The organism is Thermococcus litoralis DSM 5473 (assembly GCF_000246985.2).
In the GTDB taxonomy this organism is placed as follows: Archaea; Methanobacteriota_B; Thermococci; order Thermococcales; family Thermococcaceae; genus Thermococcus_A; species Thermococcus_A litoralis.
Window position 1 is genome coordinate 1,982,173 of sequence record NC_022084.1, and the last position, 26,042, is coordinate 2,008,214.

The 26,042-nt window shown below is 42.6% G+C and carries 25 protein-coding genes, 2 tRNA genes and 2 pseudogenes; 20 read left to right on the top strand and 9 right to left on the bottom strand.

Annotation, left to right across the window (positions count from 1 at the left end):
- The first annotated feature begins 244 nt into the window (after window positions 1-244).
- A complete protein-coding gene (locus tag OCC_RS10900; RefSeq protein WP_004068094.1) occupies window positions 245-1,843 on the top strand; it encodes a Na+/H+ antiporter NhaC family protein in 1,599 nt (532 codons plus the stop codon).
- A gap of 73 nt (window positions 1,844-1,916) precedes the next feature.
- Here the strand turns inward: OCC_RS10900 and OCC_RS10905 are convergent, their stop codons facing one another.
- Complete coding sequence (locus OCC_RS10905) at window positions 1,917-2,708, bottom strand: dimethylarginine dimethylaminohydrolase family protein (RefSeq protein ID WP_004068093.1); 792 nt, start codon at window positions 2,706-2,708, stop codon at window positions 1,917-1,919.
- 139 nt (window positions 2,709-2,847) lie between these two features.
- Here OCC_RS10905 and OCC_RS10910 point away from each other — a divergent pair, with 139 nt between their 5' ends.
- Genes OCC_RS10910 through OCC_RS10920 form a run of 3 tightly spaced genes read left to right on the top strand, consistent with a single transcriptional unit; the run spans window position 2,848 to window position 5,714 of the window.
- Window positions 2,848-3,762 carry a pantoate kinase gene (locus OCC_RS10910; RefSeq protein ID WP_004068092.1) on the top strand — a complete coding sequence of 305 codons (915 nt, stop codon included), beginning with the start codon at window positions 2,848-2,850 and terminating at the stop codon, window positions 3,760-3,762.
- Complete coding sequence (locus OCC_RS10915; RefSeq protein ID WP_004068091.1) at window positions 3,759-3,989, top strand: hypothetical protein; 231 nt, start codon at window positions 3,759-3,761, stop codon at window positions 3,987-3,989. Before OCC_RS10910 ends, OCC_RS10915 begins: the two co-directional genes overlap by 4 nt.
- Before the next feature lie 42 nt (window positions 3,990-4,031).
- Window positions 4,032-5,714 carry an ATP-dependent DNA ligase gene (locus OCC_RS10920; protein WP_004068090.1) on the top strand — a complete coding sequence of 561 codons (1,683 nt, stop codon included), beginning with the start codon at window positions 4,032-4,034 and terminating at the stop codon, window positions 5,712-5,714.
- Between the two features lie 24 nt (window positions 5,715-5,738).
- Here OCC_RS10920 and OCC_RS10925 read toward each other — a convergent pair whose 3' ends face one another.
- Window positions 5,739-6,269, bottom strand: a complete 531-nt coding sequence (locus OCC_RS10925) for a flavin reductase family protein (RefSeq protein ID WP_004068089.1) — start codon at window positions 6,267-6,269, stop codon at window positions 5,739-5,741.
- 248 nt (window positions 6,270-6,517) lie between these two features.
- Here OCC_RS10925 and OCC_RS10930 point away from each other — a divergent pair.
- Together OCC_RS10930 and OCC_RS10935 are read left to right on the top strand one after the other, a co-directional pair.
- A tRNA-Ala gene (locus OCC_RS10930) sits at window positions 6,518-6,595 on the top strand.
- Between the two features lie 13 nt (window positions 6,596-6,608).
- Window positions 6,609-6,686 (top strand) — tRNA-Val (locus tag OCC_RS10935).
- A gap of 889 nt (window positions 6,687-7,575) precedes the next feature.
- On the opposite strand, the gene OCC_RS10940 is transcribed toward OCC_RS10935, so the two are convergent.
- From OCC_RS10940 to serK, 4 genes are all read right to left on the bottom strand, one after another.
- The gene (locus OCC_RS10940; protein WP_004067961.1) at window positions 7,576-8,241 is read right to left on the bottom strand and encodes an HAD family hydrolase; all 666 of its coding nucleotides are present in this window, start codon (window positions 8,239-8,241) and stop codon (window positions 7,576-7,578) included.
- A gap of 126 nt (window positions 8,242-8,367) precedes the next feature.
- The gene (locus OCC_RS10945; protein WP_004067962.1) at window positions 8,368-9,327 is read right to left on the bottom strand and encodes a threonine/serine dehydratase; all 960 of its coding nucleotides are present in this window, start codon (window positions 9,325-9,327) and stop codon (window positions 8,368-8,370) included.
- Between the two features lies 1 nt (window position 9,328).
- Entirely contained in the window at window positions 9,329-10,456 is a 1,128-nt protein-coding gene (locus OCC_RS10950) for an aminotransferase class I/II-fold pyridoxal phosphate-dependent enzyme (RefSeq protein WP_004067963.1), read from the bottom strand.
- Window positions 10,457-10,541: 85 nt separating this feature from the next.
- Window positions 10,542-11,273, bottom strand: a complete 732-nt coding sequence (gene serK, locus OCC_RS10955; RefSeq protein ID WP_004067964.1) for an L-serine kinase SerK — start codon at window positions 11,271-11,273, stop codon at window positions 10,542-10,544.
- Between the two features lie 186 nt (window positions 11,274-11,459).
- Here serK and psmB point away from each other — a divergent pair, with 186 nt between their 5' ends.
- From psmB to OCC_RS10990, 7 genes and pseudogenes are all read left to right on the top strand, one after another.
- Window positions 11,460-12,083 (top strand): archaeal proteasome endopeptidase complex subunit beta, encoded by a 624-nt coding sequence (gene psmB / locus OCC_RS10960; protein WP_048874720.1) that lies wholly within the window; start codon window positions 11,460-11,462, stop codon window positions 12,081-12,083.
- Between the two features lie 17 nt (window positions 12,084-12,100).
- A complete protein-coding gene (locus OCC_RS10965; RefSeq protein WP_020953821.1) occupies window positions 12,101-14,047 on the top strand; it encodes a beta-CASP ribonuclease aCPSF1 in 1,947 nt (648 codons plus the stop codon).
- A gap of 21 nt (window positions 14,048-14,068) precedes the next feature.
- A pseudogene (locus OCC_RS10970) lies at window positions 14,069-15,401 on the top strand (pyridoxal-phosphate dependent enzyme).
- 49 nt (window positions 15,402-15,450) lie between these two features.
- Window positions 15,451-15,774, top strand: coding sequence for a hypothetical protein (locus tag OCC_RS10975; RefSeq protein ID WP_004067967.1), 324 nt, complete (start codon window positions 15,451-15,453; stop codon window positions 15,772-15,774).
- A gap of 3 nt (window positions 15,775-15,777) precedes the next feature.
- Window positions 15,778-16,461, top strand: a complete 684-nt coding sequence (gene rpiA, locus OCC_RS10980; RefSeq protein WP_004067968.1) for a ribose-5-phosphate isomerase RpiA — start codon at window positions 15,778-15,780, stop codon at window positions 16,459-16,461.
- A gap of 135 nt (window positions 16,462-16,596) precedes the next feature.
- A complete protein-coding gene (locus OCC_RS10985; protein ID WP_148290455.1) occupies window positions 16,597-16,974 on the top strand; it encodes a hypothetical protein in 378 nt (125 codons plus the stop codon).
- Window positions 16,975-17,024: 50 nt separating this feature from the next.
- Window positions 17,025-17,402 (top strand): hypothetical protein, encoded by a 378-nt coding sequence (locus OCC_RS10990; RefSeq protein ID WP_020953604.1) that lies wholly within the window; start codon window positions 17,025-17,027, stop codon window positions 17,400-17,402.
- A 15-nt stretch (window positions 17,403-17,417) separates the two neighbouring features.
- On the opposite strand, the pseudogene OCC_RS10995 reads toward OCC_RS10990, so the two are convergent.
- Window positions 17,418-19,591, bottom strand: a pseudogene (locus tag OCC_RS10995) (ATP-dependent DNA helicase).
- A gap of 59 nt (window positions 19,592-19,650) precedes the next feature.
- On the opposite strand from OCC_RS10995, the gene OCC_RS11000 reads away from it, so the two are divergent.
- Window positions 19,651-20,040 (top strand): hypothetical protein, encoded by a 390-nt coding sequence (locus tag OCC_RS11000; protein WP_004067777.1) that lies wholly within the window; start codon window positions 19,651-19,653, stop codon window positions 20,038-20,040.
- A gap of 215 nt (window positions 20,041-20,255) precedes the next feature.
- The gene (locus OCC_RS11005; RefSeq protein ID WP_004067779.1) at window positions 20,256-20,495 is read left to right on the top strand and encodes an Lrp/AsnC family transcriptional regulator; all 240 of its coding nucleotides are present in this window, start codon (window positions 20,256-20,258) and stop codon (window positions 20,493-20,495) included.
- Window positions 20,496-20,497: 2 nt separating this feature from the next.
- Here OCC_RS11005 and OCC_RS11010 read toward each other — a convergent pair whose 3' ends face one another.
- On the bottom strand, window positions 20,498-20,806 hold the full coding sequence (locus OCC_RS11010) for a signal recognition particle protein Srp19 (protein ID WP_004067781.1): 309 nt from the start codon (window positions 20,804-20,806) through the stop codon (window positions 20,498-20,500).
- A 56-nt stretch (window positions 20,807-20,862) separates the two neighbouring features.
- Here OCC_RS11010 and OCC_RS11015 point away from each other — a divergent pair, with 56 nt between their 5' ends.
- The 5 genes from OCC_RS11015 (at window position 20,863) to OCC_RS11035 (ending at window position 25,641) form a co-directional block, all read left to right on the top strand.
- A complete protein-coding gene (locus OCC_RS11015) occupies window positions 20,863-21,480 on the top strand; it encodes a DUF257 family protein (protein ID WP_004067783.1) in 618 nt (205 codons plus the stop codon).
- Window positions 21,481-21,493: 13 nt separating this feature from the next.
- A complete protein-coding gene (locus tag OCC_RS11020; RefSeq protein ID WP_004067793.1) occupies window positions 21,494-22,255 on the top strand; it encodes a tRNA (adenine-N1)-methyltransferase in 762 nt (253 codons plus the stop codon).
- A gap of 173 nt (window positions 22,256-22,428) precedes the next feature.
- A complete protein-coding gene (locus OCC_RS11025; RefSeq protein ID WP_004067795.1) occupies window positions 22,429-23,298 on the top strand; it encodes a sulfide/dihydroorotate dehydrogenase-like FAD/NAD-binding protein in 870 nt (289 codons plus the stop codon).
- Window positions 23,295-24,725: an NADPH-dependent glutamate synthase gene (gene gltA / locus OCC_RS11030; RefSeq protein ID WP_004067797.1), complete on the top strand. Its 1,431-nt coding sequence runs from the start codon at window positions 23,295-23,297 to the stop codon at window positions 24,723-24,725. The genes OCC_RS11025 and gltA overlap by 4 nt, the downstream gene beginning before the upstream one ends.
- Before the next feature lie 166 nt (window positions 24,726-24,891).
- Complete coding sequence (locus tag OCC_RS11035) at window positions 24,892-25,641, top strand: class I SAM-dependent methyltransferase (RefSeq protein ID WP_004067799.1); 750 nt, start codon at window positions 24,892-24,894, stop codon at window positions 25,639-25,641.
- On the opposite strand, the gene OCC_RS11040 is transcribed toward OCC_RS11035, so the two are convergent.
- The gene (locus tag OCC_RS11040) at window positions 25,634-25,999 is read right to left on the bottom strand and encodes a DUF7132 family protein (RefSeq protein WP_004067800.1); all 366 of its coding nucleotides are present in this window, start codon (window positions 25,997-25,999) and stop codon (window positions 25,634-25,636) included. The two genes, OCC_RS11035 and OCC_RS11040, sit on opposite strands and share 8 nt — an antisense overlap.
- Window positions 26,000-26,042: the final 43 nt, after the last annotated feature.

Sequence of the window (26,042 nt, forward strand, 5' to 3'; positions counted from 1 at the left end):
AAAACGTTAGGAAAACGTTTTTATGGTATGAGAGCGGTATTGTATAATGTTAAACACAACATACCGTTAGCATGCAGTAAAGAACAAAGTAATACATTAATTTGTCTCGAGTATATTTAGATATGGGATGTTGGATATACAAAAAAATTCGAAAATTACCAAAAATACAACAATATTTGCGAAAAACTTATAAAGAGTTCGAAAAATTTGAGCTTACGAAAAATATGTATGGAGGTGTTAAATGGTGTCAGACTTTGGAGTGCTGTCTCTGCTACCACCGCTGGTAGCTATTATATTGGCTATATGGTCCAAAAGAGTCTTGTTCGCTTTATTTGCTGGTGTTTGGGTTGGCGGAGTTATGGCCTCCGGATGGAATCCAGTAACGGGTACTATAACAACTTGGCAGTGGGTTATTGAGAATGTGACAGACAGCTGGAACGCAACGATATTGGTTTTTGACTTTCTGATCGGTGCTGGTGTTGGATTGATTTACAAATCAGGAGGCGCTCATGCAATCGCAAGAGCTTTGACAAAGAGAGTTAATAACAGCAGAGCAGCTTCAGTACTTGGATGGCTCCTTGGTGTTCTTGTGTTCTTTGATGACTATACCAACACAATCATTGTTGGTAACACAATGAGACCAATAACAGATAGGGCAAGAGTTTCAAGAGAAATGCTTGCCTACATCGATGACTCTACTGCAGCGCCTGTAGCGGGATTGGCATTGGTCTCTACATGGATTGGTTACGAGATAGGACTTATTGGCGAGTCCTTTGATAGCCTTGGAATTACTCTCGGTTCATACGCAGCGTGGCTTTCTAGTGTTCCCTACAGGTTCTACTCAATATTGGCAATAATCCTAGTACTCACTGTGGCCTATACTCACAGACACTATGGCCCAATGCTCCATGCCGAGTATAGGGCTAGAACAACGGGTAAAGTCCTCCGTGATGGGGCAAAGCCATTGATGACAACCGAAGTAGACTTGGGAGCACCCAAAGAAGGAGGGGACGTCTGGAACTTTATCTTACCCATCTTCAGCCTTGTCTTTGTAACACTCTATGGAATGTGGTACACCGGTGGTGGAGGTGCCACATACGCAGAGGAGGGCTTGATGGGGGTACTCTCAAATTCTGATGCTGCAACTGCACTTCTATGGGGATCATTTAGCATGGTGCTTGTTGGACTAGTATTAGTACTCGGAAGGAAGCAAATGACAGTTGAAGAGGCTGAGACGGCAATTGTACAAGGTATGAAACAAATGATGATGGCTACTGCAATTTTAGTCCTTGCGTGGAGTATCAAGAGCGCCACAAGCGCTGTTGGAACAGCAGACTATGTGGTAAACTTAGCCACCAGTGCAAACATCCCAGCAGGTATAGTTCCGCTTATAGTGTTCTTGGTTGCAATGTTCATATCATTTACAACGGGAACTTCATGGGGAACATTCGGTATTTTAATGCCAATCGCAATCCCCTTGGCATACCAAATTACAGGTGGACAAATCGGCCCAGTGTTGTATGCATCAATAGGTGCCGTCTTTGCAGGCGGTATTTTCGGTGACCACTGTTCACCAATAAGCGATACAACAATCATGAGTTCAATGTTTTCTGGAAGTGACCACATAGACCACGTTAATACTCAAATTCCATATGCAGTAACCGCTGCAGGAAGTGGAGTAATACTTTACCTCCTCTTTGCTATTGGAATCCACAGCTGGCCAATTTTACTCCCAATAGGTATAGTCATTTTAATAGCTGCATGGTACGTCCTCAGCGAATGGTACGGCAAGAAATACGGCATTCCGCACGGAAAAGTGCCAATATACGTTGTTGAAGAGTGAACTCTTTTATCTTTTTCTTCTTCAATTGAACTTTTTTTCTTTGAAAACTTTGCTTTCAATGTGAGATCATCTATTATAAAACTGTATAAAACGGAGAACTAAGACAGGTGACACCTCCATCCCCTTTCCAAAATTCGGAAACATCCACCTCAACAGGTTTAAACCCTGCTCTTCTCAATTTCTCTTTTGTTTTTGGATATCCCTCGGGTATTAGAACATTCTTATCGCCGAGATACAGCATATTGTTTGCGTATAGCTCGTCTTCTGGTATCGTGATAAGTTTAAATCCTCTGAAATAATCCACATCGACAACCTGAGGGGATATTGCAACTGTTTTATCTCTTAAATAACTTACTCCCGAGAGAAGATGGAATATTTTTGTAATTGGAATAGCAACAACTTTTACATGAGGAAAATAGCGAGCAAATTGACTTATCCCCTCTTCGTTGGTTCTTTGAGAAAGTCCGATAAACACAATACCTTGATCCGTTACTAAAACGTCCCCTCCCTCTAAGGTTCCTGGAGCTTTGATAGCCTTTATTTCGAATCCTTCCTTTTCCAGAACTTCTTTAATGCTCTCTTCTTCCCCTCTTCTGCTTGGCTCCCCAAACCTGCTGATAACTGCAACATTTGACTTAACCCCTACAACTGCCGTATCTTGAACAAAAACGCTGTCTGGGTGGCTTTCAAGAGGTTCAAGCTCAATGACATCTATTCCATACTCCTTCAGGATTTTAACATATTCTCTGTGTTGCTTTTTAGCTAAGCGGACATCAATAGTTTCATGCTCGGGGTTTGTTGAAACACAATTCACATAGCTTTTTCCAGGTGGTCTAACAATTACGCGATCGAACAATCTGTCCATTGGTACCACCAAATTTACTCAAATTTTATCCTAAAATCTAAAAAGGTTTCTGGCATTATATTCCAGCACTTGCCCTAACAGTCTAGACTTAGGCTCACATTTAAAAGCATGATGTATAAGTGTTCAGAGGGGTGAGAAAATGCTAATAAGGGCTTTCGTTCCTGCACACATTACAGCTTTTTTTGTTCCCAAATTCAATGAAGAACCTCTTTTAGCCGGTTCACTTGGAGCCGGCATAAATTTAAGCAAAGGAACAAACGTCTTTGTAAGCTTGGAGGAAGGCTTAGAGAAGCATATACACATTGCTTTTAATGGAGAACCCGTTAAAAAAGAAAATGCCATTATCAGCTACTCCGTCGCTAATGAGATTGTCCCGGAGAATTTTATCGGAGAGGTTGAAATCTGGCAGTACTTTGACTTTCCAAATGGTCATGGTTTTGGAAACAGTGCCGGTGGGGCTCTTGGTACTGCCCTTTCTTTGGCGTTTGCCTTTAAAGAGAAAACTTTTCTCCAAGCCGCTCAAATAGCCCATAAGCATGAGGTCATTCACAAAGGCGGACTAGGGGATGTTATAGCCCAAATTCATGGGGGGATAGAAATTAGGATAAAACCCGGTGCACCAGGGATTGGAATAGTAGATAACATCTTTTTTGAAGGATACAAGGTTCTGGCAGTGCCGATGGGAAGGCTATCCACAAGAGAGGTGCTTGACAGCGACTTTATTAGATTAATTAAGAAAGAGGGAGAGAAAGCCCTTAACGCACTTCTCTCAAATCCTAAGGTTGATGTTTTGATGAAAGAGGCTAGAGGGTTTGCTGAGCGTACGGGTCTGCTCTCTGGTGAGCTCTTGGAAATTGCTAAGGAAATTGATAAGGCTCTTCACCTGCCATCATCAATGATCATGCTGGGAAAGAGCTTATTTGCTCTTTTGAAGGAAAATGAGGTAGAGAAAGTAAAGTTTCTCTTAGATGATCTTTCCATAGACGAGTACCACATATGTGATGTTTACACCCAAAGGCCTAGTGTTGAAAGATGGGTGGGGGATGGGAAATGAACCCGTTTTATCTTACTCTCTCAATCCTCTCCCTTCTTTTAGCAATATACTTGAACAAAAGCAACCAGCGAGAAATGGCTCTCCTTGCATCTGGGTTTGCTGGAGGGTTTGCATTCTTATTTGCTTTTGAAAAAAGTGGATATCCTCTCCCACTTATATTTGCTGGTGGCTTTGTGGCAACGATATTTTTTGAATTCCTGAGGTTCAGACCAATGCAGAGAGACTAATCTTTTTATCTTTTGAGGCGATACTTCAATATGGTGGTGTTGATGCTATACAAAGAGCTTGCTGAACTGTATAAAAGACTTGAAAAAACAACCCTAAAGACCCTTAAGACAAAATTTGTAGCGGACTTTTTAAAGAAAGTTGAAGACCCAGAGCTGTTGGAAATTGTTCCCTATTTAATCCTTGGAAAGGTCTTTCCGGATTGGGACGAGAGAGAGCTTGGCGTAGGTGAGAAGCTATTGATAAGAGCCGTTTCTATGGCCACTGGAATAAATAGTGACGAGATAGAAAATTCCGTAAAAGATACTGGAGATTTGGGGGAAAGTGTTGCACTCGCTCTTCAAAGGAGGAAGCAAAAAAGCTTTTTCTCCCAGCCGCTTACAATAAAAAGGGTTTACAGCACTTTAGTTAAAGTTGCCGAAACCACTGGCGAAGGAAGTCAAGATAGAAAGCTGAAATACCTCGCCAATCTCTTCATGGATGCTTCTCCAGAGGAAGGGAAGTATTTGGCAAGGACGATACTTGGGACTATGAGGACGGGAGTTGCGGAGGGACTGCTGAGGGATGCAATAGCAGAGGCGTTTAGGGTAAAGGTTGAGCTTGTTGAGAGGGCTTACATGCTTACAAGTGACTTCGGGTTTGTGGCTAAAGTAGCAAAGCTTGAGGGAGACGAGGGGCTTTTGAAAGTAAAAATCCAAGTAGGGAAGCCAATTAAGCCGATGCTCGCCCAGATGGTAGCCAACGTTAGAGAGGCCTTGATAGAAATGGGTGGAGAGGCGGAGTTTGAGATTAAATATGATGGTGCGAGGGTTCAGGTTCACAAGGACGGAGAGAAGGTTATCGTTTATTCAAGGCGTCTTGAAAATGTCACGAGATCAATCCCAGAGGTCGTTGAGAGGATTAAAGAGTCTCTAAAGCCAGAGAAAGTTATCGTAGAGGGCGAACTTGTTGCCGTTGGAGAGGAAGGAAGACCGAGACCGTTCCAGTACGTGCTGAGGAGATTTAGAAGGAAGTACAACATAGATGAGATGATTGAAAAAATACCCCTCGAGCTCAACCTTTTCGATGTTCTTTACGTTGATGGCAAAAGCATGATAGACGTTCAGTTCATAGAGAGGAGGAAAACCCTTGAGGGCATTGTGACCACAAACGAATGGATAAAAATCGCTGAGAATTTGATAACAAAGAATCCAGAAGAGGCCGAGGAGTTCTATCACAGAGCCCTTGACCTAGGTCATGAAGGACTAATGGCAAAAAGGCTCGACTCAGTTTACGAGCTCGGTAACAGAGGAAAGAAGTGGCTGAAGATTAAGCCAACAATGGAGAATCTCGATTTAGTTATTATAGGCGCGGAATGGGGCGAAGGGAGGAGAAGTGGAGTCTTGAGCTCGTTCCTTTTAGGTGCATACGATCCCATAAGGGGAGATTTTGTCCCGGTTGGTAAAGTCGGGAGCGGATTTACTGATGAAGACCTAATAGAGTTCACAAAGATGCTTAAGCCCTTGATAAAAAAGGAACACGGCAAGTTCGTTGAAATAGAGCCTAAGATCGTGATCGAAGTGGCTTATCAGGAGATTCAGAAGAGCCCCAAGTACGAGAGCGGCTTTGCATTAAGGTTCCCGAGATACGTTGCGCTAAGAGAGGATAAAGGACCGGAGGATGCAGATACCTTACAGAGGATAGCCGAGCTTTATCAATTGCAGGAGAGGATGAAGGGGGGCAAGTGATCGCCCTTTCACTTTTTAACCTTACTAAAGCTCTCTGGTTGGGATTTCATATATTTCCTCATCAAACACCACGAACTTGTTCGTTCCGGGGGCTAAATGTGCCATAAACCCGAGTTTTACGTCCGGCTGGTTGTTTTTGAACGCCTCTTCGTTTTGGATGAAGTTAACTATCTCCGCGGCAAAGAAGGTATAATTACCGTAGGACTTCTCCTCGACAACCCTGCACTCGATGTTTGCTGCGGCTTCTTTTATGCTTGGCGTTTTTACTTTCTTTGAAGGAATAAAGGTTACACTCATTTTCTTGAGCTTTTCTGAACCGCTTTTCCTCCCGGCAATCAAAACGTCTCTGAGCATGTTTATCGTGGGAACGCTAATCACAAACTCTTTGTACTTCTTTATTAAGCCATGGGTGTAATGGGCTGGGTGGATAGATACTCCGATAATCGGCGGCTTTGTGGAGAGATACGTTAACCAGTCAACTGCCATCACGTTTATCTCATTCTCCTGCCCTGAAACTATCAAAAAAGTTCTCATTGGGTACAAAAGATGCCACATAGTTTTCACCACTTTTTGCTTAATCAGAAAAGCTATATAAAGTTTTTGATCTACTGAAAAATTAGTTTTCACTGAACTCTGGGCTCTTCTGAGAAGGATTTATGCAATTAAAGACACTTTTGTATGCTTGTTCAGAGATAATTATCTGAAATTTTGTCACCATTTCATTAGAGAAATTAAAAACAGGAGTGCACCGTAAAACTTAAAAACCCATCTTAGGCATATGGAACTGTGTAAAAGATTCGAGTGGGCCGGTAGCTCAGCCTGGGATGAGCGCCGCCTTGGCAAGGCGGAGGCCCCGGGTTCAAATCCCGGCCGGTCCACCATAACTTTTAGGGCGGGCCCGTGGTCTAGACTGGTTATGACGCCACCCTGACAAGGTGGAGGTCCGGGGTTCGAATCCCCGCGGGCCCACCATAACAGCCCTTACCTGCGTAAGCGCTGGCGGAATGTTAGGTGCTTTTCTAAGGATTTACACTAAATGAGTTGGGTTTCTTATTTACATTGCTCTTTTATGAGGGTTTCACTCAGGAAAGTGTTCTGTGGACGCTAAAATTGGATTGAAACCTGATTGAAAGTGTGTATTTAGGAAGTAAACCCCCTCTAAAAAGTGCTTTTGAGTAGTGCACAACTGGTTTTTGCCTGTTAGTAAGAAGGGAACTCTTTTGGTCAAACTTTTTCCAAAAGTTTGCTTGCCTGCGCGAAGTTTGATCAAGGTTTGTGGTTCCTTCTAAATTGCCCTTTTACTAGGGATTTTCATTCTAAAAAGCTCTCTTGGGATGGAATTCCACAAATACTAGCTGTCTTAGGGAAGTTTCTCCTACTTTGACGCCCTTCGGGTGTCTTTTTACAATGTAAACTCTTATAGGCTAGTTCTCTAAAGTTGGAATTCACAATTAAACGAAACGTTTTCAAAAATCCCATCCAAACCACCCCTACAAAAAGGAACCACCAACTTTGATGAAACTTTGCTCTACGAATTTTTCATCTTAACCGTAATTATGCTCTTTTTAGAAATTTGTGACCAATTATCAAGAGGTTAACCGAAGTTAAGGTTAGAAAATGGAAATGTGGCCCGCCCGTAACGACCGCTCTCATTGAAGCCATAAGGCAATCTCAAGCGGCTTAACCCAGGCGGGCCAGAAGAGTGTACTCGGCCAGGGTTACCCACGGTCATGGGGCTCCGTGACGCGGAAGGCTCTCCCGTGGGGACCTCGCTATGGCCGAGCTGTTGCCCCCGCATCGCCCCCACCTTCATTAATTAGGTGGGTCCTCGCGCAGGGGCATTATAAATTAGGTAGTTCCTTTATAAATCCTTATCCATTAATGACCTCACTAATTGTACAAGTTCTTTCAAATCTTTCACGTAATAATCTGCCCCCTCTATTTTCCCGAACCTCATCACTTGAACGGCACTAACACCAGCACCGTGGGCTGCTAAGATATCCGATGCAGAGTCCCCCACAACCAAAGCTTCACTTGGAAGAACTTCGAGGGCATCGAGGGCTTTTTTGATTAGATACGGATTCGGCTTAGCACCATCCAAATATCTGTAGTCTTTTCCAAGAATGACATCAAAATATTTCTTCAAGTCATAAAGCTCCAGCACGAATTCCGTGCAATCTTGAGAAGCATTGCTAACAGCTGCCATTTTTAATCCCATTTGCTTGAAATTCTCCAAAGCATCCACATCGGGAAAGGCTTTTATTAATCCCATTTCTGCGGCCCATTTTCTGTAGTCGAGTTTTGCTCTGTCTATGGCTTTCCAGAATTCTACATGATCAACTCCAAGCTTTTCGACCCAGCTCCTTGGGAGTTCTCCTTTAACCATTTTTTTGTACGTTTCGTAGTCAACGCTTATCCCAAGTTTTTCTATCTCTTTCTTCCCCCATTTTTCAAACCATTCCCTATCGTTGTAGTGTTCATAATAAACAAGCGTTTCATCAACGTCAAATATCAATGCCTTCAACATCCTTATCCCCCGGATGCATCTCAGATAGGCTAGACTTCCTCATCTTTCAGTCGGTTGATCCTTCATCATCGATTGAAAGAATATAAGGCGTGATGGATAAAAAGTTTTGGAAAGGGCATTGTCCTATCAACATCCCAAGACTTTTCTAAGGGTGTCCAAACTTATTCTGCACCCACTGATAACCAAAACGATATTTCTGCCTCTAAAACGCTCTAACTCTTCTAAATAGGCTGCAACTGGAAGTGCCGCTGCTCCTTCAATTAGCATGTGGTGCTTCTCCAGCATTAAAACAATCGCCTTTGCTATCTCATTTTCATTCACCAGAACGAAATCATCCACGTATCTCCTGCAGAGTTCAAATGTTATGGAGTCTTTCTCGACTCCTCCAGCCGTGCCGTCTGCCAACGTAGGCTTTGACTCCATTTCAACGATTTTTCCCTCTTTTATTGAATGATACATAACGGCAGAATTCTCTGGTTGAACTCCTATTACTTCTATGTTTTTGGTTTTTTCCTTTAGATATCCGGCAATACCGGAAATAAGACCTCCTCCGCCAACAGGGGCTAAAACAACGTCAATGTTTTCAAGCTGTCTTTCTAGTTCAAGGGCTATAGTGCCTTGACCACCTATGATTTTCGGGTCGTTGTAGGGAGGTACGTAGATCATCCCATTTTTCTCGGCAAACTTTCTAGCGAATTCCTCTGTTTTGACAACATCGTTTCCATAAAACCTAATTTCCACACTATATTGCCTTATATCTTGAACTTTTGCAGGGGATGCGTTTTCTGGAAGAAAAACAATTCCTCTAAGACCTAAGAAGCTGGTAGCATAGGCAAACGCAACTCCATGGTTTCCGCTAGATGCTGTAACAAGTCCTTTTCTTTTCTCTTCTTCGCTCAGTGAGAGTAATTTGTTAAGAACACCTCGTATTTTAAACGACCCCGTTACTTGAAAATTCTCAAGCTTCAAATAAACATTTGCGTCTCCTTTCTTGCTTAAAAATGGGGAATATTCCAAGGGAGTCTCTCTTATGTGCTTTCCAATCCTCTTCTCTGCTTCTAAAACTTCTTTGGCAATATCAATCACTTTAACTTGCCTCCAAAGCCCTTAGGAACTCTTTAAAGCGTTTAAGCCCTTCTATCATAACCTCCGTTGGGTTCCCGTAGCCAATTCTGAGGTGCCTCTCTATTCCAAAGCACGATCCGGGGACAAGGAACGTACTCTTTTCTTTTATGAGCCTTATGGCAAGTTCTTCCGATGGAATCTCAAGGTTGTATCTCAAAAAGGCAACGGTGCCAGCTTTGGGAGGAATCCACTCTATCAGGGGCTCTTCTTTTATCCACTCCTCCAAGAGCTTAAAGTTCGTGCGGAGTATCTTTATGTTGCGGTTGTATATTTTTTCCGCATTTTTGACTGCAAGGGCGGCTAATTTTTCTATGAGAATGCTAATGCTTATCGTGGTATAATCCCGATGAAGGGTTAATTCCTTAGCAACCTCTTCACTGGATGTGGCTATCCATCCAAGGCGTAGACCCGTTAGAGATAGAGGCTTTGAGAAAGAGCTCGTTGCTATTGCTCTGTCTGAGATATCCACTATCGACGGCACCTGATCTTTTGGATCAATGTAAAGCCCCCTGTAGGATTCATCATTTAGAACGTAAGCCCCTACATCTTCGGCTATCTCGGCAATTCCTTTCAGCATTTTCTCGTCCAAGAGGGCTCCTGTTGGATTGTTGGGGCTGTTTATTACTATGAGCTTTGTATTTTTGTCTATCAGTTCGTTTAGCTCGTCAAGATCAGGTGTCCAGTTCTTCTCTTCATAGAGATGCCAAAACTTCACCTTAGCCCCAAATGATTCTGGCACACCATAAAGTTGCTGGTAGGTAGGGAATATAGAGATAACAGTATCTCCGGGCTCAACGAGGCTGTAAAAAACCTGAAAGTTTGCATCTATTGCGCCGTGTGTTACAAAGATGTTCTCGGGTTTTATGTTTTGATAAAACCTGCTTAAGCCCTCTTTTAGCTCCAGAAGCCCCTCAACGTAGCCATAAGTCAGTTTCAAATCTTTGATCTTTTCGAGAAAATCTGGTTCACCTACAAATTCTAGGAATTCTCCTAGAGTGAAGGGCTGCACACACGTTTCTGCAATGTTTACCTCTACTTGGTGTTCATACTCCCCCATAAATCTTTCAACAAGAAACGGCTTGACTTTCAAGACAGATACACCCTTTTGTGATTATGTATGGATGTATATAAGCGTTGCTTAAAGCCCTAGCAGAATGAAAGAAAAAGAGAGAACATCAGAAGAGATCCTCGAGCTTTACGTCAATTTTATCTGGGATAAATGGTAGGACGTGTCTGGTTGTCTTTGGAGAATAGACTTCCCCTCTCTTTACGAGTTCCATGACCTCTTCCTTGCTTGGGGCTTTTCTGATGAAGACATAGTCAATTTCGCCCTTGTCCATATCTTCTCTAGCATCTTCTTTGAGACCATAGTAAATAAGCTCTATCTCCCCCTCAACACTCATTTCATCAAGCACTTTGCTGACCTTCTTCTGTTCATCAAGTGCTCCTGGGATGGCAAAGCTCTTCTCTTTGCCAACAAGAGCAAAAGCTATTTCTCCCTTTTCGGCTTTTTCTTCAGCCTCTTCGTCCTCAATTATTTCCAGGCCTTCTGCTTTTAATCTTTCCAGAACTTTGTTGAGGTCTCCTTTAAACGCCGGATACCAGGTGTATACTTTAACATCATCGCTGAAATAGTCGAGAATTACAGAAGGAGCCCTCTTTGCTCCGAGTTTCTCTAAGCCCGCCCATCTGTGGTGACCATCAACGATGAGGTACATATCTTCCCCGGGAACTTTTGCCAAAAGCATTGGCTTCCAGAAAATACCGGAGCCTGTTACGCTTTCAATAAATGCCTCAAGCTCTTTTTGGACGAGCTGCTCGTGAGGTTTCATCTTATCCAGCTCAATAAAAACATATTCGACTTTCTTTACTGGTATGTCGTATTTGGGAACTTTTTCGACACCCATTTTATCATACCTCCTGAGGGTTACACTATTGTAAAACAATTCATGGAATAAAAAGCTTTTTCTTTTAGCTGCCCATCTGAAAGGGAGCAACTCATATTGCTTTGCGAAAACTTTAAATACTCCCTCAGTCAAACCCCCATTGTAACATTTGTTTCTATTCTCAGGCAAAACGAATATCCTAAAGGGGTGTTGGCTTTGGACAAAATTAAAGGGACAACAACAGTAGGCATTGTTTGTAAGGATGGGGTAGTATTAGCTGCGGACATGAGAGCTTCACTGGGCAACATGGTCTTATCCAAGGGAGTTAGCAAGATATTCCAAATAGACGACCATCTGGCATTAGCAGGAGCTGGAAGTGTAGGAGACATTCTGAGCCTTGTAAGGCTTTTAAGGGCAGAAGCAAAGCTTTACAGAGCGAGAGTTGGCAGGGAGATGAGCACAAAGGCATTGGCAACGCTGACTTCTAACATCTTAAGTGGAAGAAGGTACTTCCCCTATTTTGGCTGGTTTTTAGTAGCAGGTTACGACGAGAAGCCAGGTCTTTATTCGATTGATATGGCTGGAGGAATTACCGAAGATAAATATGTTTCTGCAGGTTCTGGTATGGAGTTTGCTTACTCTGTTTTGGATAACGAATACGATGAAAAGATGAATGTTAAAAAAGGCGTTAAATTGGCCATAAAGGCTATAAATACCGCAATAAAAAGGGATGTCTTTACTGGAGATGGTATAATGGTTGTTGTTATTACAAAAGAGGGCTATAGCGAGCTTTCTAAAGAAGAAGTCGAGAAGATCATTAAGAAGCTTTGATTCTAGGGGTGATTGGTGTGATAAAAAGAGAAACAAACGTTGATGAAGTTCTAAAGGAAATTAGGGAGATTATTAACCAAATGGTGCCTAGAGAAGCCAGGATAACTGAAGTTGAATTTGAGGGGCCGGAGCTGGTTATTTATGTGAAAAACCCTGAAGTTGTAATGCAGGATGGAGATCTTATAAAAAACCTTGCAAAGGTTCTCAAGAAGAGGATTAGTGTTAGGCCTGATCCAGATGTTCTTCTTCCTCCAGAGAAGGCTGAGGAGTTAATTAAGCAGATAGTTCCGCCAGAAGCGGAAATAACGAATATAAGTTTCGATCCTTCTGTTGGTGAGGTAATAATTGAAGCTAAAAAGCCTGGACTTGTAATTGGAAAGAATGGGGAGACTCTTAGAGAGATAACCCAAAAAGTTTACTGGGCGCCAAAAGTCGTTAGAACGCCCCCTCTGCAATCCCAGACCATATACTCTATTAGGGGAATTTTGCAGTCTGAGAGTAAAGATAGGAGAAAATTCCTAAGGCAGGTTGGGAGAAACATCTATAGGAAGCCAGAACTTAAGAGCGACTGGATAAGGATAACGGGGCTTGGAGGATTTAGGGAAGTTGGAAGAAGTGCCCTCTTGCTCCAAACAAATGAGAGTTTTGTGCTGGTTGACTTTGGTGTTAACGTTGCGGCGTTAAATGACCCCAAGAAGGGATTCCCGCACTTTGATGCTCCAGAATTTACTTACGTTCTTAAAGAAGGACTTTTGGATGCGATAATAATTACCCACGCACACCTTGACCACTCTGGTTTGTTGCCTTACCTCTTCAGGTACAACCTATTTGATGGGCCTATCTATGCAACTCCGCCTACGAGAGATTTAATGGTTCTTCTTCAAAAGGACTTCATTGAAATACAGCAGAGCAACGGTATTGATCCGCTTTACAGAATGAGAGACATAAAAGAGGTTGTTAAGCACACAATAACCCTTGATTATGGAGAAGTTAGGGACATCTCACCGGATTTGAGACTTACCCTGCACAATGCGGGTCACATTCTGGGCTCTTCAATAGTTCACCTTCACGTTGGAAACGGTCTCCACAACATAGCTGTCACTGGAGACTTCAAGTTCATTCCAACAAGGCTCTTTGAGCCAGCAAACGCAAAATTCCCAAGACTTGAGACTCTAATAATGGAATCAACTTATGGAGGAAGCAGAGATTATCAGATGCCGAGAGAAGAGGCTGAAAAACGGCTTATAGAGGTTATTCTTCAGACGATCAAGCGCAAAGGAAAGGTTCTTATCCCTGCAATGGCCGTTGGAAGGGCTCAGGAGATAATGATAGCCCTTGAAGATTATGCGAGGGTAGGGGGCTTGGACGTTCCAATATATTTGGATGGCATGATATGGGAGGCAACGGCAATCCATACTGCATATCCCGAATATTTAAGCAAGAACCTCAGGAATCAGATATTCCACGAAGGCTATAATCCGTTCTTAAACGAGATATTCAAACCGGTCGCAAATGCAAACGAAAGGAAGGACATAATTGAGAGTGAAGAACCGGCAATAATCATAGCTTCCTCTGGTATGTTGGTTGGTGGGCCTAGCGTGGAGTACTTTAAGCATCTTGCCCCAGATCCTAGGAACTCCCTAATATTCGTAAGCTACCAGGCAGAAGGGACTTTGGGAAGACAGGTTCAAAGAGGCTTGAGGGAAATACCAACAGTCGGTGAAGGTGGAAAGACGGAAGTTATCCAAGTAAACATGGAAATCCACACGATAGACGGATTTTCAGGTCACGCCGATAGAAGGGAGTTAATGAGCTATGTGGCAAGGGTAAAGCCGAGACCAGAAAGGGTGATAACAGTTCACGGAGAGCCTCAGAAGTGCCTTGACTTGGCTTCAAGCATCCATAAGAAGTTTGGTCTTTCTACAAGGGCCCCGAATAACCTTGACGCCATCAGGCTCAAGTGATTTTTAATTTTTTGGTGGGTGATGATGATAAAGTGTCCCAAATGTGGAAGAGAGTATAAGCAGATAATACCCCAAGATGTTCATGTGGGGCTTTCCTTGAGGTGTCATATGATTATTCTAAAGTAGATGTCAAAAGATGGAAAAACAGAGAGAAAGGGGTATGGAGGTACAAAGAGTTACTTCCCAATGTAACCAGGATAATTTCCCTAAAAGAAGGCGGGACACCTTTAGTTAGAGCAAAACTCAGTGAAGAGCTCGGGATAGATGTTTTTATTAAAGACGAGACGAGGAATCCAACAGGCTCATTTAGGGATCGGCTTGCTACTGTAGGGGTTTCATATGGCTTGCCATATGCTGGTAATGGATTCATAGTTGCCAGCGATGGCAATGCAGCAGCTTCCCTAGCAGCTTACGCCGCTAGGGCCAATAAAGAGGCCTTTGTTGTTGTTCCCAAAAAGTTGACAAGGGAAAGCTCATTCAGATGATAGCTTTTGGTGCTAAGATAATTCGCTATGGAGACAGCGTGGATGAGTGTATAGAATATGCTAGAGAGCTCTCCCGGTTAAATGGTCTCTATGACATAACTCCTGAAAACAATATAATCGGGCTTGAAGGACAGAAAACCCTCGCGTTTGAGCTATGGGAAGAAATAAACCCAACCCACGTAATTGTGCCAACGGGAAGTGGAAGCAACATCTACAGCATCTACAAGGGATTTAGGGAACTTTTAGAAATTGGGGCTATTGAAGAGCTCCCCAAACTAATTGCAGTACAAACTGAAAACTGCTCTCCAATAGCGGCTGAGATATTGGGAAAAGAAAGCAGAAGGGAGTTTACCAAAGCCCTTGGATTATATGTCAAAGACCCAATAAACAAGGAACTTGCAATAAAAGCTGTTAGAGAAAGCAATGGAACAGCCGTGGTTGTAAGTGAAGATGAGCTTGATTTTGGAGAGAGGGCTCTTGCCAAGGAGGGTGTTTTTGCCGAGTATTCTTCAGCCGTTGTTATTCCGGCCCTAGTAAAGCTCCATGAAAGCGGGTATTTTGAAAAAGGAGACAAAGTGGCTTTGATAGTTACGGGCTCGGGATTAAAAAGCTACTATGTAGAAGAGAGGGAGCGTTTTTCAATTGGTGGGACAAAGCTGGAAATTCTAAAGCTCCTAAGAGAGAAGCCCATGTATGGTTATGAAATCTGGGAGAACCTCGAAAAGCCAATGAAGTATCAGGCAGTTTATCAGCACATAAAAGAACTCGAAGCCCTTGGTTTGATAGAAGAGGCGTACAAGAGGGGAAGAAGGGTTTACTATAAGCTCACTGAAAAAGGGGAGCGACTGCTAGAGAACTTTGAGGAGTAATGGAAAGTATTTTAAATGAATCCTTAAACTAAGTTTTAGGTGATAGAGGGTGAATGCTGAAAACAAGATGTCGCTCATATTTTACGCAATTGGAACAATAGCAGGGATAGTGAGTGGAATCCTGTCAACTCAAGCTCAAATGGGTTACATCGCAGGTTTGCTGATTTATCTGCTCTCACCAAAGATAGTCATCGCTCTCGTTAAGGATCTTCCAGATGAGCTAAAAGATGAGAGAGTTCTGCTTAGAAAGGGCTTTTGGGGATTCTTCCTGTTCTGGCTGTACTTCACGATCTTTAGCTATAACCTCATCCTGCAGCCTGAACCGAAATTTTACTCAAACCAATCCCTCCTCTACAACATAACGAAGGGATGAAGGATGGAAGAAATGAAAAGAATGGTCGCTAAGGAAGCCCTAAAATATATTGACGATGATATGATAATCGGGTTAGGTACAGGTTCCACAACGGCTTACTTTATTCAAATGCTTGGAAAAAAGCTCATGACTGGGGAACTTGAAGATGTTTATGGCATCCCTACTTCACATCAATCACGCCTTTTGGCTCTTGAGAGCGGAGTTCCCGTTGTGAGCCTTGATGAAGTTGATGCCATTGATTTAGCTATAGATGGCGCTGATGAAGTCGACCCTCACCTCAATCTCATCAAAGGAAGGGGTGCGGCATTAACGATGGAAAAAATCATCGAGTATAGGGCTGGAACGTTTATAGTGCTCGTTGATGAGAGCAAGCTTGTGGAATATCTCGGCCAGAAAATGCCAGTCCCCATAGAAGTCATCCCTGCAGCATGGAGAGCTATTAAGGAGGAACTTGAAGTCTTCAATGCAACGGCTGAGCTTAGGATGGGCGTTAAAAAAGACGGGCCTGTGATAACTGACAACGGGAACTTTATCCTTGATGCAAAATTTGAAAAAATCGAGGACCCTCTTGACATGGAGATCGAGCTGAACAACATCCCTGGAGTTGTCGAAAACGGCATCTTTGCAGATATCGCGGATATCGTTCTTGTTGGTACGAAGGATGGCGTTAAAAGAATGGAAAGATAATGTGTTCTTTTGTCCCAAACTCATAACTTATCAAGTCTAAGTTATAACTTATAGCTCATAACAAAATATAATAAAATTTGAGACCAGGGCGTGTTTATAGTAACTTTTATTAGGGTTTTTGCTGAATTCTTTCAGGTGGTTGCCGTGATCCCCAGATGGGATCACAGACTCAAAGACCCTGAAAGCGTGGCATTCATAATCCTCGACGTTTTAGCAGACTTCGAATCAGAAGGAAAGCTGAAGAACCTGCCAAAATCCAAAAAATTTCCAGTAAAAACAATACTGGCAATACTCCTCTTCAAACAATACTACAACCTACCCCTCAGAGACGCCCAGCACTATGGCAGAAAATTCTTCGGAGCAAACATTCACTACTCAACCCTCCACAACTGGGAGAAAAAACTGAACCTCGAAGAACTGACAAACCACCTCCTGAAAAAACTCCAGAAATTACCCTACGCCAGCACTCAAGCAGACTCAACCATTATCACAAATAAAAAAAGGACAGGATAGAAGTTCAGGCAATAACGAGAATCCTGCCGGGTTTACTGTATCCGGTTGCTGTGAAGATCACGACTTCTGAGAACGAGCTGATTGAACTCCTGCCGGAGGGTTCTGGGAATTTTTATGCTGATGGGGCTTATGATTCAAAGAAAGTTCTGAACACTGTGGTGGAAAAGGGTTATCGGCCGATTGTTAAGAAAACTAAGAACCCTCCAGGTGGTTTTGGTAGTAAGAAGAGAGATAGAGTGTTTTCTGAAGAAGAGTACGGGCATAGGAATCCTCATGAGGGGTTCTGGGGTGCGTTTACAACTTGGTTTGGCAGTAGGATCCCCTGTTTTCTGAAAAAGACTACTGTAACCCGAATTTTGCTTGGGGTAATGTGTTATGGTCTGAAAATCCTCCTCAGAGTCAAATACTGTTTAAATAACAGGGGGTGAAACTAAACACGCCCCTCATTTGAAAAACTCATCTAACGTTCCTCTTCTTGCTTTTTCTTTGCTTTGACTTTTGGAAGTTCCACTCCAAAGTGTTGATATAGCTTTTCCAAGATTCCAACTCCAATTCCCTCCACCTTTAGGAGTTCACTGGGCTTTGCTTTTACGATGTCTTCTATACTCTTAAATCCTGCATTGTATAGGGCTCTTGCTCTCTTTCTGCCTATCATTGGAAGGCTTGTGAGCTCAAGAAGCTCCTCTCTAACTCCATATTTCACTCTTAAATGAAGCTGCTTTAAGAATTCTAAAATCTCTTTTTTGGGGCTGGAAAGCTTGTATAATTCAATTAGGGAATACATAAGCCAATCTGCCAGTTCCAGTATCCTGTAGAGATCTCCTGTGTCTATGTCGTAAGTTTCCAAGATTCTTGCCTCGGGAACTTCGTTAATCCAGTCAAGGAGAAGTTTTGCTGTTTTTACCTCTCCAAGGAACTTCTCAAATTTGTAGTCTTCCCAATAGGGAATGTTTTGGTAGAGGTAGCTCTCCATCTCATAGGCATAGTCAAGGATATCCTCCTGTTCTTTACGTCTTATCCTTAATGACGCCATATCAGGGGTGGAAGCCAAAAGATGAAAAACTCCTAGCGGGTTTGGATTCGTCTCAAGCTTCTCAAAGGCATCTTTGAACTTTTTAGCCGTTAATGGATCAAGATACAGCTGGGAAGTTCTTATTCCGAATGGGAGCGGCATGAACTGGTCGTTTAGGTCAATATCGATGAACTCATTTTCAAGTAGGAAGTAGACTATATCCTTGGCCTTTCCTTCGAGGGCTTCAAGGTTCTTCCGCTGATGATAGTAGAAGGTCTTTTCCAAGAATTCTATTAGCTCTCTAAAGTTTTTAACTCCGAAGTTTGTTATTAGGGCAAGAATTTGGCTCCTGAAGGAGGCTTCATTTGAGAGCATTGAAAAGAGATTTTCTGGCTTGCCAAAGATGTATCTCTTCATTAGGTCTTCTGGCTTTTCGGTCTTTGCAATTATTATTGCCTGCCCCTCTTTGTCGTATTTAGGTCTTCCTGCCCTTCCCATCATCTGCTGTATCTCCAAAACGGGAATGTCGCTCCATCCAAAGTTAGAATAGCGCTTTGTGTCTCTAATTATGACGCGGTACGCGGGTAAATTTACGCCAGCGGACAGGGTCGGGGTGGCTGTAATCACCTTTATAAGTCCTTCTCTAAAGGCTTCTTCCACAATGGAGCGCTCTTCTCTTCCCAAGCCTGCATGATGAAAGGCTACTCCTTTCTTCAGAGCCTCTTTAAGTTTCTCGTTGGTTGGAGTGCTCTCAAGTTCATCCGCTATCTGCTTTAATCTCCTCTCTTCGGGCTTGCTTAAAAATCTCTGGACTTTCCCCCCTAATAGAAGGGCTTCTTTTTCGGCACTTCTTCGGGTATTGACAAAGACAAGCACCTGTTTGTCTTTTTTTAAAGCGTCAATAACGAGAGAATCCCACTGACTTGGGAATTTTTCAATACTCCCATCTTCCCAGAAAAGCTGTCCATGGTGAAAAACACCCCTTTTTAGGCTTACGGGACGCCATTCACTCACCACTAGCTCAGCATTTAACCACTCCGCAAGCTCTTCGGCATTTCCAATTGTTGCACTCAGCCCTAAAATCTGGGCTTTATCCCTTAAGTGAGCGAGAATCATCTCCAAGGTAGCTCCTCTGTCGTATGAGCCGAGAAGGTGAACTTCATCTGCGATTATAAGCTTGACGTCCTTTATCCAAGGAGACTTGTGACGGAGCAGAGAGTCAAATTTTTCTGATGTTGCTATTATAATGTCATATCTCCCAAGCCATTCCTCTGCACTGTCGTAATCCCCAGTTGTCACTGCTATCCTAATTCCAAGCTTTTCCCAGAACTTGAACTCCTTATACTTTTCCTCGGCAAGTGCCTTTAAGGGGACAAGGTATACGGCCTTTCCTCCCTCGCGGAGAATCTTGTTTATCATCACTATTTCCGCAACAAGGGTCTTTCCAGAGGCTGTAGGGATGGCCAAAATCAGGTTTTTCCCGTTAAGCACACCACTCTTTAAAGCCTCCGCTTGAGGAGGATACAGTTCTTCTATACCCCTCTCGCGTATCAGCCTTATAACTCTCTCATCGACTCCCAGTGATTTAAGCTCCTCCACCCTCATAGCCCATCAGTCCACATAAGAGAAAAGCGTTTATATAGCTTTTTGAGATATTGTCTTTCATGAAGATTGAGGTGCCATATATCGTTTTCGAGGTAAAGGGAAAACGCTTTATGCTGGATGCATATTTTTCCAAAAAAGTTGAGAAAGCAGAACACATTAGTGTCCTTATAAGGAAATTTGACAGCAACCTCCTGAGAGATGCAGAAGATCCACTTCCAAAGCTGATTGATGAAGAAAACCTCGAAGAATTTCTTAAGAGGACCTTTGAAAGGGTGTATGAGCTTTCGGGAAGAACTCTGGATGAAAGACTTAGACATATGCGAAAGTGGAACGTGTTCAGAATTCACCGATACAGCCACTTGCCACTACGGCAAAAATCAAAACACCCAAGACTAATATGGTTGCTAGTTGCTTTTTCATCTACTTCCCTCCACAAAGTAGGTCATTGATATCTCTATCATAGAGTTCTAATAAATTTTTCTACGCCCATGATACTTATTGTGCAGCAAACAACACAATATAACTTGGTTGTTTCTTTCTATTTAGCAATGTTTTTGCACCCAACCACGAAACAATTCTTGCCGAGTGTGCTAAAAATAAATGCGAAAACCTTAAATTATAGAACGTCTCTAACAAAGAATGACAACAAAATCTGGTGATGTAAATGGTTAGGGCATACATTTTGTTAACAGTCGAGATTGGGAAAGTTGAGAAGGTAATAGAAGAAATAAAAGCAATTCCAGGAGTTTTAAAAGCCGATGCTGTCACTGGCCCGTACGATGCAATAGTGGAGATTAATGCTTCAGACTTGGGAGAACTTACAAGAAAAATCCTCCACGATATACACAACATAGACGGCGTAATTGACACAACAACTGCAATAGTTGTAGAAACAGAGGAGTAAAGTTACTTTTTCTTGCGTGCTTTCCTAAATTCTCTAACCTTTTGGGCTATTAGTTTTAGAGTTTTCGATTTTCCATGCTTGCTTTCTACTATGATCCTGCCTTTGACTCGTAGTTCATCGTCTACTCCTGCAAGCCTTGGATTAAGAGCGTCTCTATTTACCTCGATAACCGTAATCCCAAGACTTTTGGCCGCATCTATTATTTCGTCTATATTTGGCCTTTCCACTGCAAGATTTTTCGGAACTTCCCTGCCATATTTTCTCGAAATTCTGGCATCTATTTCGTTTGCCCATATTACGAACTTGCCCATTTTGAACACCTACAAAAGTTTAAAAGCCCTGGTGTTAAAAATCCTTTGGTGAGAGTATGGAGGTCGGTTCACTTGCTGAGTTTTTAAAAAAACACTCCACACTTGGCGATTTCATTCTCGTGGAATACCCTTCCTTCTATCCTCTCGGGGACTTGGTATGGGGAGAAATTATACCTTCATTTTCCAGTCATGATATCTTGATAGACGACTTTTTTGGTGTAGGTGATCTGCTGTTTAGGGATTATCTAAGAAAAAGCTCTCCCGAAAAATATAAGAGTTTAATGGAGTCTACAAAGAAAATAAGGGCAATAAGAATAGGTCCTGGTAGAACAAGCTACGCCTCTGTAGTTGAAGAGATGCCGGTTACATATGAGATCTCCGAGTTCATGAGGAATTATTACAATGCTCTGATGAAGCTTTTTTCTCCTTCAACAAAAGTTGAGTATTCAATAACCCTTGGCATATCTCAGTATATCTACTTTGGCAAAGATAAGGCACTTAGAGCAATTTTGTTTACAAGAAGCACGCTCCCCTTTGAAGACTGGACTTCTATTTATTTTGTGAATAGCGATATCTTGGATAAGCAGCAAATTGCTGTTTTAAGGGAGCTCGCAAGCAACTCAGTAAGGATTCAAAAAGAGGGAACTCTCTACAAGCTTGAAATAGAGGAGTAGTTTGGTGGTTAAAATGATAAAACAGGGAGATAAAGTTGTGCTGCTTGATCCTAGGGGAAAGAGGTATCTTATAACGGTAAAAGAGGGAGAATTTCATACAGATCTGGGCAAAATAGATTTAAACGAGCTTTTAGGGAGAGAGTTTGGGACTTTTGTCGAATCTCATAAGGGATATCAATTTAGGGTTCTCAAGCCAAGAATAATAGACTACATCGACAAGATGAAAAGAGGTCCCCAGATAATTCATCCCAAAGATGCCGCCCAAATAGTAGCATTTGCTGGAATCTCCCCTGGAGATGTCATAGTGGAAGCGGGGGTTGGGAGTGGGGCATTAACGCTTTTTTTAGCCAACATTATTGGCCCTCAGGGAAAAATAATTGGCTATGAAGTGAGGGAAGATTTCGCAAAGCTTGCATGGAGGAATATAGAGTGGGCAGGTTTTGCGGATAGGGTCGAGATAAAGCTAAAGAACATCTATGATGGAATTGATGAGGATAATGTTGATCATATCATCCTAGATCTTCCACAGCCAGAGAACGTTGTGGAACATGCTATAAAAGCTCTAAAGCCAGGAGGATTTTTTGTTGCGTACACTCCCTGCATAAATCAGGTTGACAGACTGTATAAAAAGTTGGGGGAGCATAAAGCTCACTTTACGAAGCCGAAGACAATTGAGTGTTTGGTGAGGGAGCAGGAAGTTAAGGAAGAATGTATAAGGCCAAGAACTACCATGCTTGCCCATACGGGCTACATAACCTTTGCTAGAAAAAGATAAGTTGTCTTTGCTTCTTTCTATCCCTATTAGTCTTTTTTGTGAGTGTTTATCCCCTTAGCCTTTCTCCTGTTAGTATGCTTCTCAACCTTTGGTTTACAATAATTTTATAAATACCTTAAGTTTTGAACAAAAGTAGATGATCAAATCTGAACTCATGTACGGAGGTGTTCATTATGTACGAGATATTGGAAAAGAGGGAAATAGCTGCCAAGAATGTCCTGTATAAGATTCACGCTCCACATATAGCTAGAAAAGTCCAACCAGGTCAATTTGTAGTAGTTAGGGCATTCGAGAACGGTGAAAGGATCCCCCTAACCCCCGTGATGTGGGATCCTGAGGAAGGGTGGATAATACTGGTAGTGTTCATAAGAGGAAAGACCACTCTTAGAATGAACGTGGAACTAAAAGAAGGGGACAAAATATTGAACATAGCCGGCCCCCTTGGAAACCCAGCGCCGATGAAAAAATTTGGGAAGATTCTGGCAATAGGGATGATGACTGGGATAGTAGAGGTTTACCCAATAGCCAAAGCGTGGCAGGAAATTGGAAACGAGGTAATAACCCTTCACATAGCTCCAGAACCCATGGTTCTCCTTAAAGAAGAGTTGGAAAATGCAGTTTCAAAACATGTAGTAGTGAGCTTCCCGCTTAGAGAAGGCATGGGAATGCCAGAAATATCCAAAGAACTCGTCACAAGGGGACAAGCAAAGGTAAGGGAACTCATTGAAAAAGAAAAGCCAGATTTAGTCTTCATGGTTGGACCCGCAGGAGGGCAGAAGGCTATTTTTGAAGTGGTTAAAGAATATGGAATGCCCATGGAAGTTGATCTTCACCCCATAATGGTTGATGGGACTGGAATGTGCGGTGCATGTAGAGTTACCGTCGGAGGGGAAGTTAAATTTGCATGTGTAGATGGTCCAAGCTTTGATGCTTATGAAGTAAACTGGGACGAGCTTATTGCTAGGTCTGGGTTCTATACTGACTTAGAAAGGAAGGCTTTGGAGGATTACCTTGCTAAACTCCAACAAGGAGGTGTTCAATGATGGCGCTTATCAAGGAAAGAGTCCCCACTCCAGAAAGACCTGTGGAAGAAAGGCTTAAAGGTTTTATGGAAGTTAATTTAGGTTATACGTTTGAACTTGCCGTTAAAGAAGCGGAAAGATGTCTCCAGTGTAATCCCGCCCCCTGCACTCAGGGATGCCCCGTTCACATAGACATTCCCGGTTTCATAAGGAAGCTCCGCGAGAACAAGGATAATCCAGAAAAAGCCGTTAAAGAGGCATTAGAAGTTATCTGGGCGTGCAATACTTTGCCCGCAATTACCGGTAGAGTTTGCCCTCAAGAAGACCAATGTGAAGCTCCGTGTGTTATGGGCAAAGTTGGCGAGCCCATAAACATCGGAAAGCTTGAGCGTTTTGTGGCGGATTATGCAAGGGAAAAAGGCATAGATGAGGAACTGCTTCAGGAAATTATTCCAAAAATTGAAAAGAAGAAGGAGAAAGTTGCCGTTATTGGGGCTGGACCCGCTGGGCTTACTTGTGCCGCTGAGCTGGCAAAAGAGGGCTACCAGGTTACAATATTTGAAGCCCTCCATAAGCCGGGAGGGGTTCTGGTTTACGGAATCCCCGAGTTCAGATTGCCAAATGACACCATAGAAAAGGAGCTTGAAAAACTCAAAAAACTTGGCGTTGAGATAAAAACTGACTACATTGTAGGGAGGACTGTAACATTCGATGAACTCCTTGAGGAGTACGATGCTATCTTCATAGGAACCGGCGCTGGAACTCCTAAACTTCCAGATATTCCTGGAATAAACCTGAATGGTATCTATTCAGCGAACGAGTTCCTAACAAGGGTCAACCTCATGAAAGCCTATGCATTCCCAGAATACGACACCCCCATCAAAGTGGGCAAGAAAGTTATAGTTATTGGAGCTGGCAACACTGCAATGGATGCAGCGAGAACCGCAAGGAGGCTTGGAGCAGAGGTCACAATAGCTTATAGAAGGGGAGAGGAAGACGTTACGGCGAGAGTTGAAGAAGTTGCACATGCTAAGGAGGAAGGGGTCAAGTTCGAGTTCTTCCTCAATCCAATTGAGTTCATTGGCGACGAAAACGGAAGAGTGAAGGCAGTGAAGTTCATGAAAATGAAACCCCTTGAAGAGAGAGACGCAAGAGGAAAGAGAAAAATCGTGCCCACCGGAGAAACAGTAACACTTGAGGCAGACACGGTTGTAATAGCAATAGGTAAAACAACAAGCAAGCTCCTTAGGATGACACTTCCACAAATAGAGGCTGATGAATACGGAGTAATAAAGGTCGATGAGAACCTAATGACCAACATCCCTGGTGTTTTTGCTGGTGGGGATGCTATAAGGGGAGAAGCCACGGTAATTCTGGCAATGGGCGACGGAAGAAAAGCCGCAAAGGGAATAAAGCAATACCTGGAAGAAAAACGGAAGAATGCCTGATGTTTCTTCTTTATTTAACTTCTCGGCTTCTCCAATAATTTTTATAAGGCCTCTTCTAGATTTAGAGTAGGCGATGAAGAACTCTAGGGTATCTGAACTGTGATGATGGTCAACCCCTGAGCCGCTAAACGTATAAACTTTTGTGCCTTATCCTTTTCGATGAGTTATGAGCTTGGAAGAAATTTTAGAGGAAGAAGATTTGGGAATTGAAATCCTTCATCCCGGCGGATTGGAAATTACAAGAGAGTTAGCAGAACTCTGCGGCATTAATGAAAAATCCAAAGTTTTGGATGTAGCATGCGGCACTGGCGAAACTGCATGCTTTTTAGCGGAAACCTTTGGTTGTGAAGTCGTGGGAATTGACGTTTCTCCTGTAATGATAGAGAAAGCAAAGAAGAAAGCAAAAATGAGAGGATTGGAAGGTAGAACTACTTTCATCTTAGCAGATGCCCACGAATTGCCTTTTCCAGATAACACTTTTGATGTTGTCATTTCAGAGTGCACGCTCTGTCTCCTTAACAAGGAAGTTGCATTAAAGGAAATGGTTCGTGTAGTTAAGCCAAATGGCTGTGTGGGAATACACGACGTTGCTTGGAGAGGGAATGCACCCGAAAAACTGAAGCTAAAACTTAAGGAGATTGAGGGAGAAGAGCCGAAAACTCCCGACGAGTGGAGAAGGCTTTTTGAGAAAGCTAGTCTTATAGATGTTGTTGTACTTGACAAATCCCATCTAATTCCCGAGTGGATGAAAGAAATTAGAAAAGAGGTTGGTTTCTGGGGAGAGGTGAAAATATTCCTGAAGATACTTAGAAAAGAAGGATTAAAGGGTCTGAAAAATGCCTGGGAGTCAATGAAGATTTTTGAAAGCCCCTATACCGGTTATGTTATTGTCGTGGGAAGAAAGCCGGCTAAATAGTTGTCTCTTCCTCCTTTTCCTCTTCTTCCTCCTCTTCGATTTCTTCAAGTATGTGCTCAAATTTCTTGAACTCATCTGTCTGAGCGACCAGCGTAATGAATTCGTCTATTTCTTCTTTTTCAAGGAAAGAACCTACCAAAAGTCTTCCTGTGTACCGGTTGTTCTTGATCTCCCAGAACATATAGAATTCGGGGAACTTGTTCTTTATTTTCCTATAAGCTACACCGTACTTTGAATCCTTAAGCGGATTCTGTTCAAGGAAGAAATGGTTCTTTGAGATTTCTATCATGTGGAGAAGAGCTCCTCTTCTTGTTCTAACTACTTTAATCTTTACGGGCTTTTCTTCCAGAACTCTCATGCTATCACCAAACAAAAAATATGTAATTGAATAACTTAAACCT

Coding starts and splice junctions, on each gene's coding strand:
- OCC_RS10905 (WP_004068093.1), bottom strand. CDS start 2,708: ATGGACAGATTGTTCGATCGCGTAATTGTTAGACCACCTGGAAAAAGC.
- OCC_RS10910 (WP_004068092.1), top strand. CDS start 2,848: ATGCTAATAAGGGCTTTCGTTCCTGCACACATTACAGCTTTTTTTGTT.
- OCC_RS10915 (WP_004068091.1), top strand. CDS start 3,759: ATGAACCCGTTTTATCTTACTCTCTCAATCCTCTCCCTTCTTTTAGCA.
- OCC_RS10920 (WP_004068090.1), top strand. CDS start 4,032: ATGCTATACAAAGAGCTTGCTGAACTGTATAAAAGACTTGAAAAAACA.
- OCC_RS10925 (WP_004068089.1), bottom strand. CDS start 6,269: ATGTGGCATCTTTTGTACCCAATGAGAACTTTTTTGATAGTTTCAGGG.
- OCC_RS10940 (WP_004067961.1), bottom strand. CDS start 8,241: ATGTTGAAGGCATTGATATTTGACGTTGATGAAACGCTTGTTTATTAT.
- serK (WP_004067964.1), bottom strand. CDS start 11,273: ATGGGTGTCGAAAAAGTTCCCAAATACGACATACCAGTAAAGAAAGTC.
- rpiA (WP_004067968.1), top strand. CDS start 15,778: ATGGAAGAAATGAAAAGAATGGTCGCTAAGGAAGCCCTAAAATATATT.
- OCC_RS11000 (WP_004067777.1), top strand. CDS start 19,651: ATGAAGATTGAGGTGCCATATATCGTTTTCGAGGTAAAGGGAAAACGC.
- OCC_RS11005 (WP_004067779.1), top strand. CDS start 20,256: ATGGTTAGGGCATACATTTTGTTAACAGTCGAGATTGGGAAAGTTGAG.
- OCC_RS11010 (WP_004067781.1), bottom strand. CDS start 20,806: ATGGGCAAGTTCGTAATATGGGCAAACGAAATAGATGCCAGAATTTCG.
- OCC_RS11015 (WP_004067783.1), top strand. CDS start 20,863: ATGGAGGTCGGTTCACTTGCTGAGTTTTTAAAAAAACACTCCACACTT.
- OCC_RS11020 (WP_004067793.1), top strand. CDS start 21,494: ATGATAAAACAGGGAGATAAAGTTGTGCTGCTTGATCCTAGGGGAAAG.
- OCC_RS11025 (WP_004067795.1), top strand. CDS start 22,429: ATGTACGAGATATTGGAAAAGAGGGAAATAGCTGCCAAGAATGTCCTG.
- gltA (WP_004067797.1), top strand. CDS start 23,295: ATGATGGCGCTTATCAAGGAAAGAGTCCCCACTCCAGAAAGACCTGTG.
- OCC_RS11035 (WP_004067799.1), top strand. CDS start 24,892: ATGAGCTTGGAAGAAATTTTAGAGGAAGAAGATTTGGGAATTGAAATC.
- OCC_RS11040 (WP_004067800.1), bottom strand. CDS start 25,999: ATGAGAGTTCTGGAAGAAAAGCCCGTAAAGATTAAAGTAGTTAGAACA.